The 12,086-nt window shown below is 54.7% G+C and carries 11 protein-coding genes; 7 read left to right on the forward strand and 4 right to left on the reverse strand.

All coding sequences use genetic code 11. The annotated features are described in order from the left end of the window. Both HBA55_RS28360 and HBA55_RS28365 read right to left on the reverse strand, forming a co-directional pair. Positions 1-1,551 (reverse strand): formate dehydrogenase beta subunit, encoded by a 1,551-nt coding sequence (locus tag HBA55_RS28360; RefSeq protein WP_166998465.1) that lies wholly within the window; start codon positions 1,549-1,551, stop codon positions 1-3. 1 nt (position 1,552) lies between these two features. Continuing rightward, entirely contained in the window at positions 1,553-2,041 is a 489-nt protein-coding gene (locus tag HBA55_RS28365; RefSeq protein WP_166998467.1) for a formate dehydrogenase subunit gamma, read from the reverse strand. Positions 2,042-2,205: 164 nt separating this feature from the next. On the opposite strand from HBA55_RS28365, the gene HBA55_RS28370 reads away from it, so the two are divergent. The 3 genes from HBA55_RS28370 (at position 2,206) to HBA55_RS28380 (ending at position 5,703) form a co-directional block, all read left to right on the forward strand. Then, positions 2,206-3,276 (forward strand): substrate-binding domain-containing protein, encoded by a 1,071-nt coding sequence (locus HBA55_RS28370; RefSeq protein ID WP_166998469.1) that lies wholly within the window; start codon positions 2,206-2,208, stop codon positions 3,274-3,276. Between the two features lie 169 nt (positions 3,277-3,445). Continuing rightward, positions 3,446-5,329 carry a coiled-coil domain-containing protein gene (locus tag HBA55_RS28375; protein WP_166998474.1) on the forward strand — a complete coding sequence of 628 codons (1,884 nt, stop codon included), beginning with the start codon at positions 3,446-3,448 and terminating at the stop codon, positions 5,327-5,329. 11 nt (positions 5,330-5,340) lie between these two features. Then, positions 5,341-5,703: a response regulator gene (locus HBA55_RS28380; protein ID WP_166998476.1), complete on the forward strand. Its 363-nt coding sequence runs from the start codon at positions 5,341-5,343 to the stop codon at positions 5,701-5,703. Here the strand turns inward: HBA55_RS28380 and HBA55_RS28385 are convergent. Next, complete coding sequence (locus tag HBA55_RS28385; RefSeq protein ID WP_166998478.1) at positions 5,700-7,133, reverse strand: wax ester/triacylglycerol synthase family O-acyltransferase; 1,434 nt, start codon at positions 7,131-7,133, stop codon at positions 5,700-5,702. The genes HBA55_RS28380 and HBA55_RS28385 overlap by 4 nt on opposite strands. A 277-nt stretch (positions 7,134-7,410) precedes the next feature. On the opposite strand from HBA55_RS28385, the gene HBA55_RS28390 reads away from it, so the two are divergent. After that, positions 7,411-7,878 carry a winged helix-turn-helix transcriptional regulator gene (locus HBA55_RS28390; RefSeq protein WP_166998480.1) on the forward strand — a complete coding sequence of 156 codons (468 nt, stop codon included), beginning with the start codon at positions 7,411-7,413 and terminating at the stop codon, positions 7,876-7,878. Between the two features lie 13 nt (positions 7,879-7,891). Here HBA55_RS28390 and HBA55_RS28395 read toward each other — a convergent pair whose 3' ends face one another. Further along, positions 7,892-8,695 carry a DUF1223 domain-containing protein gene (locus HBA55_RS28395; RefSeq protein ID WP_166998482.1) on the reverse strand — a complete coding sequence of 268 codons (804 nt, stop codon included), beginning with the start codon at positions 8,693-8,695 and terminating at the stop codon, positions 7,892-7,894. 102 nt (positions 8,696-8,797) lie between these two features. Here HBA55_RS28395 and HBA55_RS28400 point away from each other — a divergent pair, with 102 nt between their 5' ends. The 3 genes from HBA55_RS28400 to HBA55_RS28410 all read left to right on the forward strand — a co-directional run bounded on the left by HBA55_RS28400 (position 8,798) and on the right by HBA55_RS28410 (position 12,053). Next, on the forward strand, positions 8,798-9,793 hold the full coding sequence (locus tag HBA55_RS28400) for a YbgA family protein (RefSeq protein WP_166998484.1): 996 nt from the start codon (positions 8,798-8,800) through the stop codon (positions 9,791-9,793). Between the two features lie 20 nt (positions 9,794-9,813). Beyond that, positions 9,814-11,247: a deoxyribodipyrimidine photo-lyase gene (phrB, locus tag HBA55_RS28405; RefSeq protein ID WP_166998486.1), complete on the forward strand. Its 1,434-nt coding sequence runs from the start codon at positions 9,814-9,816 to the stop codon at positions 11,245-11,247. A gap of 65 nt (positions 11,248-11,312) precedes the next feature. Beyond that, on the forward strand, positions 11,313-12,053 hold the full coding sequence (locus tag HBA55_RS28410; RefSeq protein WP_166998488.1) for a TetR/AcrR family transcriptional regulator: 741 nt from the start codon (positions 11,313-11,315) through the stop codon (positions 12,051-12,053). The last annotated feature ends 33 nt before the right edge of the window (positions 12,054-12,086 follow it).

Consider the following 12,086-nt stretch of genomic DNA (forward strand, 5'->3'; position numbering starts at 1 on the left):
TCAGCTGGCCTCCCCTGGGTTCGATTCAAAGTCTTCACTGAAATGGTTAAGCGCACTCAGTACCGGGAAGGGGGTCATCCCCCCCATGGCACAGAGTGAGCCATGCACCATGGTGTCGCAGAGATCTCGCAACAGTGCCTTGTTGTCTTCGGCGTTTTCGCCCTGGCGAATACGATCAATCACCTCCACGCCGCGAGTCGATCCGATGCGACAAGGCGTGCACTTACCACAGGATTCTTCCACACAGAACTCCATGGAGAAACGCGCCTGTTCGCTCATGTCCACCGAGTCATCAAACGCAACCACACCACCGTGGCCCAACACCGCATCAAGTTCGATAAACGCTTCGTAATCCAACGGCGTGTCCCATTGGGATTCCGGCAGGTAGGCGCCGAGCGGGCCACCCACCTGTACCGCTCGCATGGGTTTGCCGGTGCGGGTGCCGTCGCCAAAATTGAACAGCAGTTGTCGCAACGTGGTGCCAAAGGCCAGCTCCACCAGACCCGCCTGTTTGATATTGCCGGCGAGCTGGAACGGCAAGGTACCGCGGGATCGGCCCATGCCGTAGTCGCGGTAGAATTCCGGCCCTTTGGAGATGATGGTGGGAACCGTGGCCAGGGAAATCACATTGTTGACCACCGTGGGCTGACCAAACAAACCGACGATAGCGGGCAAAGGGGGCTTGGCCCGAACCATGCCGCGCTTGCCTTCTAAACTTTCCAGCAGGGAGGTTTCCTCGCCACAGATATAGGCTTTGGCGCCGAGTCGTACTTCCAAATAAAACGCCTTGCCGGAATCCTGGATATTGTCGCCCAGGTAATTGGCCTTCTCGGCGGCGGCAATGGCTGCATTGAGTATTTTGTGGGCCTGGGGGTATTCCTCACGCAGATAGATATAACCCTGTGTGGCGCCCACGGCCAGTCCCGCGATGGCCATCCCCTCCACCAGACTCAGCGGATCACCCTCCATTAACATGCGATCGGCGTAGGTACCCGAATCGCCTTCATCAGCATTACAGACAATATACTTTTGCGCCTTGTCGCCGGGGTCGGCATCCAGGACCGTCTGCCATTTGATACCGGTGGGAAAAGCCGCACCGCCTCGTCCGCGCAAACCGGATTCCTTGACCTCATCCACCAGCTGTTGTGCCGTTTTGCCCAGAGCCGATTGCAGGCCGACGAAACCGCCGTTGGCCTTGTAGTCCTCTACTGATACCGGATCGATGACACCAACCCTGGCAAAGGTTAAACGCTGCTGCTGTTTCAGATAGGGAATCTCTTCCGTCAGACCCAACTGCAAGGGATGTTCACCACCTTGCAGCAATCCGGCTTCGAGCAAGCCATCGAGATCTTCCACCTTAACCGGTCCGTACGCAATACGCCCCTGGGTAGTTTCCACTTCGACCATGGGTTCCAGCCAGAACAATCCGCGTGAACCATTGCGCACCAGTTCGATATCGTCGCCACAGCGGGTTTGCAATGCCAGCGCCAGTTCTTCGGCACCTCGAGCGCAAGCGCTGGTGTCCAAGGGGACAAACACTCGTACCGTCATCTCAGCGCACCTCCACAGCTTGGGTGGTCAGCTCATCCATCAGCTGATCCAGTTTATCGGAATCCATATCGCCATAGACCTTGTCCCCGATTCGAACCGATGGCGAACAGGCACAATTGCCCAGGCAGTAGACAGGCTCAAGAGAGATTTCACCATCTGGGCTGGTCTGGTGATACCCAACACCCAGGCGCTGTCGGGCATGGTTTTCAAGGCGTCGGCTACCCATGGCCTGACAGGATTCCGCGCGGCAGATTTCCAGCGTATGGCGGCCCGGTGGAGTATCGCGAAAATGGTGGTAGAAGCTCACCACACCATGGACCTCAGCGCGGGACAGGTTCAATGCCTCCGCAATCAACGGCAAGCTGTCCGGCGGCACATAGCCCAGATCGTTCTGAATGGCGTGCAGAACAGGCAACAAGGCACCGGGCTGGTGCCGCTCGCCCTCGATTAAGGTCTGCACCCGCTGGGGGTTCCAGTGCGACTGGCTCATGAAGGTTCTCTCTTTGCTTGGTAATCCCGCCTTTTGATCATCCAAATAGGCACTGGATTGCATATTTAAAAATTATAGGGCTTAATCACTGCTGTCCAAGTTATCAGAACCCCCCTGCGAGCAAAATATGAATTTTAGTGCATATAAAGTTCTGGAGAGCTGGCGTGGCTGATCGACGCATCCATATTTCGCCCAGTTGGTCGTTTCGCGACGACAGCGGCCAGCAGCTGGATCGGCAGCTATTTGTGCTCCTGGGAGCCATACATGAGCAGGGCAAGCTCACCGCCGCCGCCAAACAGGCGGGTATTTCCTATCGCCATGGCTGGAATCTGCTGAACAAATGGGCGGCCTTTTTTGGTACCGAGCTGGTCACTCTGGAAAAAGGCCGTGGCGCCCGCCTGACGCCCCTGGGCGAGAAGCTGTTGTGGGCAGAGCAGCGGGTGGTGGCGCGGCTGCAGCCGCAGATGGAAAATCTGGCCTCCGAGCTGAACGTTGAGATCCACCGGGCACTGGAAGACATTACGCCGCTGCTGCGCATGCACGCCAGCCATGGTTACGCGGTTGCGCTGCTGCCGCAGTTTACCGACAACTTTCAACTGGATCTGCAATACAAGAGTCCATTGGACGCCCTGGCTTCTTTGAACCGAGGTAGCTGCGACATTGCCGGCTTTCATCTACCGGTGGATGTGCCCATACGCTCGCAACGGCAAGTCTATGACCGTTTGCTGAAACCCCGGGCTCACCGGATTATTCGCTTTATCACCCGTCGCATGGGTTTGATGGTGGCACGGGGTAACCCCCGACGTGTTGGTGGCATTGCCGATCTGCGAAGAGACGACATACGCTTCGTCAATCGCCAAAAGGATTCCGGCACGAGATCGCTGCTTGACCAGCTACTGCACAATGCCCGCATTGCCCACAAAGAAGTGCAAGGTTTTGATGACGAAGAATTTACCCATTCCGCAGTGGCGGCCTATGTGGGCGCCGGCATGGCCGATGTGGGTTTCGGAGTGGAGGCGGCCGCGCGTCAGTTTGATCTGGACTTTGTGGCGGTGACCGAGGAACACTATCTGCTGCTATGCCATCAACGCAGCCTTAATCAGGCAGCCATGCAAGCCTTTATTGGCACCATTCAGAGCCCGGATTTTCTCCAGGCCGTTGATAACCTGCCCGGGTACAGTGCCGATCTTTGTGGAGAAATTCAGGCCGTGGAGGATGTGTTTCCGGGTATTTAGATATTTTAGTTAGAACGACCGTACCTATTTGTGAGTAGATGGGACGTTTTGGTTATATCAACTCTCATTTTAATGATGGAATTTCCCATCGCCGGCTGAATCTCTGGTCTAATCTCAAATTATACCTACGGAATCTCACAAGTGAGTAACACAGAGGGAAGCCAGCCGCATGCCGGATAAGATCATGGACGATCCCATTGTTGTCTTATTACTGGAATTTATCTTCGTCGAAGCGATCGTTCTGGTCGCGTTGATCGTGATCGTGTACCGGCTTCGCAACGCGCTTTCTCGCCTTAAACTCAAACATGAAACTCTGCGCGAACATCTGGCCGACAAGGAAGCGCCCGCAGATCAGCCTCCCCTGGAACCTCCCCCGCCAACCCGGCCCGCCACAGACGAAAAGGACAATCTGATTCAATTGCTGAGAGAGCGGGTGCGTGCGCTCAAAGCCTCGGAAAAGGATCAACACCAACTTGAAATGGAGCTGCAACGGGCGAATGATCGTATAGAAATTCTGGAAAATCGCCATCAACGAACTCTGGAGAGTCTGAATCGGATTCGGCAAATCAATCGCTCCTTAAACATGATTTCCTCCTCGAGCAGCTCACAGCCCTGGGTCAAGATCGAGGACATTCCTTCCGAAGAGCGCTTCAATTTCGCTATGGAGAACGTTGATAACGCGCGTAACTCACTCGACGCCATCGGCACATTGAATCAGCACAAGCAGGCGCTGTCGACCGAACTTCTGGAGACTGTGACGACGGAAAAGGCATCTCCTGAAATCAATCAATTTCTGAAGGACCGAATCCAAACACTGCAGACAAGTCTGGTCCAATCGGATTCAGAAATTCTGGCGCTGAATAAACAGATCCATTGCATGCAAAAGCAGCTGCGGGAACAGCACCAGCCCGGCCGCTCGGCGACCATTGAGATAGAAACCGCTCGCTCATCCGTCGAGTCTAACGTGGCCTTTGCCTCGGACAATGATGGCTACGATTTACAAGCAGGCCGGCGCATGACCCTGGACCAGATTCGATCGTTACAGAATAATAACAGCGAGCAACGCAATATCATTGTGGACCTGAAGCGGGAAATCCAAACGCTGCAGAAAGAGCTGCAGAGTCATTCCGATTTGACCCAGGAAGAGGTCAAAGCCAAGATTGACCGCATCGCAGATCTTGAAGCGATGATAAAAGAATGCGACCACTGCATCTCTATACTGGAGAGTGAAGTGGAAATGCTTTACAGCCAGGTGGCCAATATTGAGGACCAGGAACAGCTTGACAACGGTCAATCGAAGGACAATCAGGAAATCGAACGGTTGACCCAAGAATTGACGCAAATGACCGATATGATGAACAACACCATGACCTTGTATGGCGACCAGAGCATCGTGACCAAATTCGCCATGGAAAGTTCTGCCGTCTCAAGCATCAAGGAGTTGATGGTCCTGCTGGACAGCACTGTTCGCGTCATGGGCCCAACACCCGCAATCGATATTCGCACCAAAATTGTTAATGCCTCCATCACCCCGGAGTCCGAATTCCATGCCGCTGACATCAAACGGCTGAAGACTGCCAAAGCCTCCGACCAGGCGGAAAAACCTCTTCTATACAGTCCACGGATTGCCATCATGGCGACCAACCTGCCCAAGGACCCGGAAAGAAAAATACAAATGAGCGACAATTTGTCGTTGCTGAAAAACATCAGCGCAGCTGGTGTCGACCGGTTGGAGTCCAGTGAAATCAGTCGGCGTCAGCAAAAAACCCTGGAAAAACTGTTGACGGCAACCCAGCGGGAGATTCAGAACATAGAAGTGCAACAGAATTACCAGAGTCAGGAGTTGCATTCCGTTTTGAACAAGCTGATGAAGGAGGTTTACAATATCACCAACTCCATTGATCTGGCCCCTGCGCTGAAAAATATCCTGAAGAATGCGATCGAAGAAACCCAGGAACGCTCAGCGTTGTTACTGGCTTCTGGCAGCCTGGTCACCGACGGATTTAGCAGGTTGATCAATAACTTAAATGACAAGCTGGAAAAGGACGGATAACAGGACCTGCCATGACACATATTTTGACCGTTGATGATTCACAATCGATACAAACCATGATCAACTTTGTTTTGCTGAACCAGGGCTATGAGGTCAGCACCGCCAACTCTGGCGAGGAAGCGCTGCAATTAGCCAGGGATTCGAAGTTTGATATGGTCATTACGGATATCAATATGCCGGATATGGACGGTTATGAGCTTACCGAAAAACTCAGGGCCCTGGAGAATCTGCAACACGTGCCGGTGATCGCGTTGACCACCGAAAACGACAATACCAGCAAGCTCAAGGGCAAGCGCGCCGGCCTGACCGGTTGGTTGGTCAAGCCGTTGCAACCTGAAAAACTGTGCCAGATTGTGAAGCACTTTACCCGTTAGGCGGATTTTTTGGTCAACGCTGCAGCCAGCTCAAAATACTCGTCCGTGGATGCCTGCATGCACTCAATGTAGAACGACATATCTTCGAGAACCGCACGATCAGCTAATACACCCAGGCAAAGTTCACTGCCAACGCCGCTGATGCCATGGCTGACGGCGACACTGTCGACAACCGGTACTAACGGGAAGCTGGACTTCACCGGCGCTCCCGCAAAATAGTATTGGCTGGCTCCGGTGGGACCCGGCACATTGGTGATGATGGTATTAAACAAACGCAACTTGGTATTAATGCGCACACTGTTAAGCAGGCGGTTCGACAGCGAGCGTAAGTAAGCGGGCATCATCTCACCACCCGATTCGACCAGATCAGCCACAACGTCCCGCGCCAGCGGAATACCCTTGGCGGTACGCTGATTAATCTTACCCAGGCGTTCGACCGGGTCTGCAATATCCGTTCCGATGCCGATCAACATACCACTGACTTTATTGCCGGCGTCCTGCTCCTGGCCACTCTCGCGAACCGAAACCGGACACAAGGAAACCAGCGATGATTCCGGTAACTGGTCATGTCGCTCCAGGTAACGTCTCATACCCCCCGCAATAATGGCAATAATGATGTTATTGACGCTGGTATCCGGTAGAAGTTTGCGCGCCTTCTTCAGGTCTGACAGCTGCCAACGCAAAGCACCATAGGTTCGGTGCGGCGTAACATTAACGTTAAAACGACAGTCCGGCGCCCGGCTCTGGTCGGGCTTGGCATCCCCTCGCAAACGGCTGACCAGCTGTACGGTTTTGCGCCCCACGGTTGCCCCGTGTTTAATACTGCGAACCGCCTGACCAAACAGACGTGGGGTGGTACGTGCCCACATTTCCCGTTTGCTGGGCGCCCTTTCCAACAGTGGGACGTGACGCTGGCCACCGGCCTCATAGGTGGGCTGGTCTTCCATCAATGCCGTGGTGAGCACTACACCGGTTTTGCCGTCTGCATAGGCATGATGCATGCGCAGCAGAACCGCAAAGCTGTTCTCGGGGTAGCCTTCAACATTATTGAGGCCTTCGATAATGTAGATTTCCCAGGGAGCCCGATCCAGATCCAGAGTGCGCGACATGATTCGAGCGGTAAAGATGCACAGCTGACGCCAGTCCCCCGGCTGTGGCAGACCCACATGACGGACGTGGTACTCAAGGTCGAAGTTGTCATCATCCATCCAGTAGGGGTCATCGAGTCCCATTGGAGCCTTTTGCAGGCGGCGTCGGAACATGGGATTGGATAGCAGCTTGTCCTCAAGATACTCCAGTACCTGTTTGTGCCGAACCAGGCCGCCAGGGGCCGAGGATTGGTCGCAAATCCAAAGCCCGGCAATGGTCATCGGCTGGTAAGGAGTTTCGGCGTACCAGAAGCCGGCATCAAGTGCAGTCAGTTGTTTCATGGCGAATGTGCCCTTTCAGTTTGAGAAACCTGCCGTCACCGAGAACTGTAGGGCTACCGCCGCGCGAGCCGGTCCCTGGCCTGATTGGTGACAAATACTGCAAAGAGTATTGAATGGCGGCTATTTTAGGGATTAACCCTTACCAAACAATGACGGAAACGGGCAGCACAGTGGCGATTTAGTCCATTTTCAACAAATCGGTGTCGGTTTTGACCGAACACGCCAAGCTATAGTATCGTTATGGAACCAACTCAAGCCTCAACAAACAGGAGAGACCGTGCGCTGGGCGGATATAGGTGAAGACGTTTGTTCGGTGTCCCGGGCGCTTTCCGTTGTCGGCGACCGCTGGACGTTATTGATTATCCGCAGTGCTTTTTTGGGCGCCCGCCGCTTTTCAGAATTCCAGAAGGATATAGGCCTGACTCGACATCGCTTGTCGGACCGGTTGAACAAACTGGTGGAAGACCAGGTATTTGAGAAGGTGCAATATCAAAGCAATCCGGTGCGCTACGAATATCGGCTCACAGATCGCGGCAAAGAGTTGTATCCGGTGATTATGACTTTGGTCAAATGGGGTGATAAATGGATGGCGGGCGATGGCGGCAAGCCCATGGAATATGAGCACAAATCCTGCGGCAACAATATCATGCCAGTGCTCACCTGCCCGGAGTGTCATGAGGAAATTGATCCGCACGACATGAAAGCAATGCCCGGCCCGGCCCTGCAGGCGCTGATGAACGGCTGACTATAAAGTTCGGTTACTCTGGCAACCAACCGCCGGTCGCCTGCAAAGGTGCCGGATCGTTGCCATGACTGACCCAGAAGGCCACGGCTTTTTTGCCCGGCAGTGGCGAGGCGGGTAACGAACCCTTCCACATGGGTTTATCCGCAGTCTCGGTGTGGTGAACCAGCACGACAAAATCCTGGGGTAAACGCCGACCGCGGTTTTCACCCGAACCAATGTCGGTGACCTGATCAAACCCCAGCAGGGCGATATTAAATACCAAACCCCGGTTATCGGCATTGCGAATAAAACGCGCACTGTATTGGCCGTTTTCAACCTCTATTTTCAGCCGCCCCACATCGGACGTGGACGTACTCGCCGTGGAGAATCCGAAGGCAGCTTTGGGCACCTGATTACTCAAGTGGCCCGGCAGATCCGTCGGCAACTCCCGGCGATTGAACCAATCACGCCACTCGCTTCCGGCCAGCATAAACCCCGGTGTGTACACGGCCTTGCAGCGCTGGTGCAAATGGTAGCGACGCTGACGCTGAGAGTGTTTCATCGAAGCAAAAGGGTCACGCCAGCCCAGGTAATCCCAGTAGTCCACATGAAAAACCACCGGTACCAACTGACGCCACAGGCGCGGGTCCTGCTTGAGTGTGGACATCCACCGCTCTGCCGCCGGGCAGCTGCTGCAACCCTGGGAGCTGAACATTTCCAGCAGCGCCACCGGTCTGGGGCCGCTGTCGAACTGCAGCGCAGCAGAAGCCGCCCAAACCGGCTGCAACAGCAGGCTCAGGAGTAGGTAGCTAATGGCTGCGTGTAATTTAATGTGCATGTTTCTTAGTGCGTATGGGGCTTCTATAGTTCCCAAAAGTGATCCGGTGGACACTGGGCGCCGTAGGTTATCAGACCAGCCCAATCGAAAAGGCACCGGATAATGAGCAAAAGTACCTTGATCGCAACCAGCAGCATTCAGGAACCCGCCTTACCCGCTATCAAAGTAGGCCTCAGCGCGTGCCTGGCCGGTCACAGCGTAAGATACAACGGCGGTCACAGCCAGTCCAAACTCTGTGTCAAGCAGCTCTCCAACCACTTTCAATTTGATACCTTCTGCCCAGAGGTGGCCGCGGGCTTTGGTACCCCTCGCCCCAGCCTTCGCCTGAACGGCGACCCTGAGAACCCAACGCTCTCCTACACTAAAGACCCCAACTCAGATGTGACTGAGCAACTGAAGCAGGGATTCGCCGGAAAAATTCAAGATTGTGGCCATCTCGACGGATATATTTTGATGAAAAACTCTCCCAGTTGTGGCCTGGAAAGGATCAAGGTATACCGGGATAACGGTTACCCGATGGATACCCGTACCTCCGGTTTGTTTGCAAGCGCCCTGCGTAAACGCTGGCCCCTGCTACCCCTGGAGGAAGAAGGCCGTCTGCATGACCCGGTACTGCGAGAGAACTTTATTTTGCGGGTCTACGCACACCATCATTTTCGTACCGAGGTCTTGAGCAACCCGGGGTACCACCGGTTGTTGCAGTTTCACAGCACCTATAAATATGTGCTGATGGCTCATTGCCAGTCCACTTACCGTCGTTTGGGGCGTCGCCTTTCCGGGGCCAGTAAAGAACCCCTGGAGCTGCTGTTATCGGAGTATCAGGCTCAGCTGATGCAAGCGCTCGCCAAACCCGCCAAACGAGGCAGCCACTGCAATGTGTTGCTGCATTTGCTGGGCTATTTAAAGCAGAGTGTTCCCGCCCCGGCCCGACAACACATTGCAGAGATCATCCACCGCTACCGCGAGGGCAAACTGCCTTTGGTGACACCCATGACTCTGCTGCGGCACTATATCGACCGTGAAGGCAGCGAATATGTGCGCGCTCAACGCTATTGGCAGCCCTACCCCGAGGAGCTCGGCCTGACCAACAGCCTCTGATCTTTGAACGAGTCTACCCCTTGAAACACGCCGTGTGGCTGCGCAATGACCTGCGCCTGGACGACAACCCCGCTCTCTACCAAGCCTGTCGGCATAACTGTCCCGTGGTGGCTATATACACCATCACGCCCGAGCAGTGGCAGATTCACGGCGAAGCTCGTGCCAAGATCGGCTTCCGGCAGGACCTGCTTAACAATCTTGTCGAGCCGCTGGCGGCGTTGGGTATTCCTCTGGAAGTCATCTCCAGCCCCGGTTTTGGAACACTGCCCACCGATCTGGCCACCCTCTGCAGCCAGCTTAATGTGACGCAGCTGTGGTACAACCAGGAAGTTCCACTGGACGAGATCAACCGAGATTACGCGGTTTCGCAGACGCTGTGGCAGCAGGGCATAAAGTGCACGCCGACACTGAATGACTTTCTGGTACCGCCAGACCAGCTTCGAACCGGTCAGGGCGGATATTACAAAGTGTTTACCCCCTGGTATCGGGCCTGGCTCAAGCATTTGGGTCAACACTCCCCAATGCCGCTGCCGATCCCGGAACCCTTGGAAAGTGGGGTTGTCAATTTGCAATCGAATAACAGTATGGGAACGGTTGCGTGCGAATTTCCCGGCACAGAACCCTATCGAGATGATCTCTGGCCCGCCTCGGAGAACATCGCCCGGCAACGGTTGCGGGATTTTGTTGAGCAACGTGCGATCGACTACAGCGAGCGTCGGGATTACCCGGCCGTTAACGGCACCAGTACGCTGTCCCCGTATCTGGCCAGTGGTGTTCTGGGGGTCAGACGCTGTCTGCAGCTTATCCAACAGGAAGCGGCATTTAACGGCCAGACCTGGCAGGACAGTGTCTGGCTGCGAGAGCTTGCATGGCGGGAATTTTATCGCTACCTGATGCTGTATTTTCCCCAGCTGTCGCGCCTGCAGCCTTTTAGACCCGAAACACAGTTTATCCAGTGGGAGCATGATGCCGGTCAGATTCAAGCCTGGCAGCACGGCAACACCGGCTACCCCATCGTCGACGCCGCCATGCGCCAACTCAATCGCACCGGTTGGATGCACAATCGCCTGCGTATGATCAGCGCCAGCTTTTACACCAAACTGATGCTGCACCACTGGCACGGCGGTGAAGCCTATTTTATGTCCCGCCTGCTGGACGGTGACTTTGCCTCCAACAATGGCGGTTGGCAGTGGAGTGCCTCTACCGGATGCGATGCCAGCCCCTGGTTTCGGGTCTTTAACCCCACCAGACAATCCGAGAAGTTTGACCCTGACGGGACATTTATACGCCGGTTTATACCGGAATTGGCCAAACTGGATCGGCGCAGCATTCACAATCCCAGTAGCAGCCAGCGGCAGGTCTGCGGCTATCCGGAGCCTGTTATCGACTACAGAGAGGCCCGAGAGCGGGTTTTGAGGCGCTTCAAGGCACTCGCCGAACTGAACAAGGCCTGATCAGTTGACAGGGCAACCAAATGAAAGGATAATGTCGTTCGAATAAAATTACCCGGAATATCCTTATGTGCCCTGCGCCAAAATGCTGCCCTGTGGAACAGGAGCAGAAGATCCTGCAAGCCGCGGCCGAATGTGTAGAGCAGACCTCACTGCTGGACTTCACCATGTCAGCCATCGCCAAGAAGGCCGGTGTGTCGATGGGCTCCATCTACAAGCATGTTCATACCAAGGAAGATGTTCTCATCGCACTTGGAATGCACACATTTGAAAATCTGCAAAGCGTTTTCAGACGCATTCTTGCATTGGATGACCTCACTCCCGCCCAGCGGTTATTGGCGATCTCTCTGTTCGACTACAACAAGGTTGATCCCTATCCCTTCTCCCGTCACCTGGAAATGTTAATCAGTAGCGACGCCGTGCAGCGTCGCGGCTCAGCGCACTGGCTGGAAAAGTTGACGCAATCCAACGCTGGCTGCATGCAGATCTTTCGTGAGTTTTTGGAGAAAACCGTAGAGCAGGACAATTTGGGGACGGAAGGGGAGCCGCTGGAGTACCTGGAGCGGCTTAACCTTGCCATTTGGACCATGGGCGTTGGTCATATTCAGGTGGTGTTGCAACAGTATAGCCTGAAGAGCCGCTTGGCCGAGAACGCCGCAGACCACGGTCTACCGTTCCCGCTGCCGGTAAACGACCCCCACGTGGTTAATATGCAACAGCTGATCAACAGTTTTCTCTGGCGCGAACCTCTGCAGCCGGAACACATATTACAGGTCGCAGAGCGCCTGGAAGAACTCGGCCTGCGCTAGCAGATTGCCTGAAGTTATTTAAAGGAATTGATT

The sequence above is a fragment of the Pseudomaricurvus alkylphenolicus genome, from assembly GCF_011683955.1.
In the GTDB taxonomy this organism is placed as follows: domain Bacteria; phylum Pseudomonadota; class Gammaproteobacteria; order Pseudomonadales; family Cellvibrionaceae; genus Pseudomaricurvus; species Pseudomaricurvus alkylphenolicus.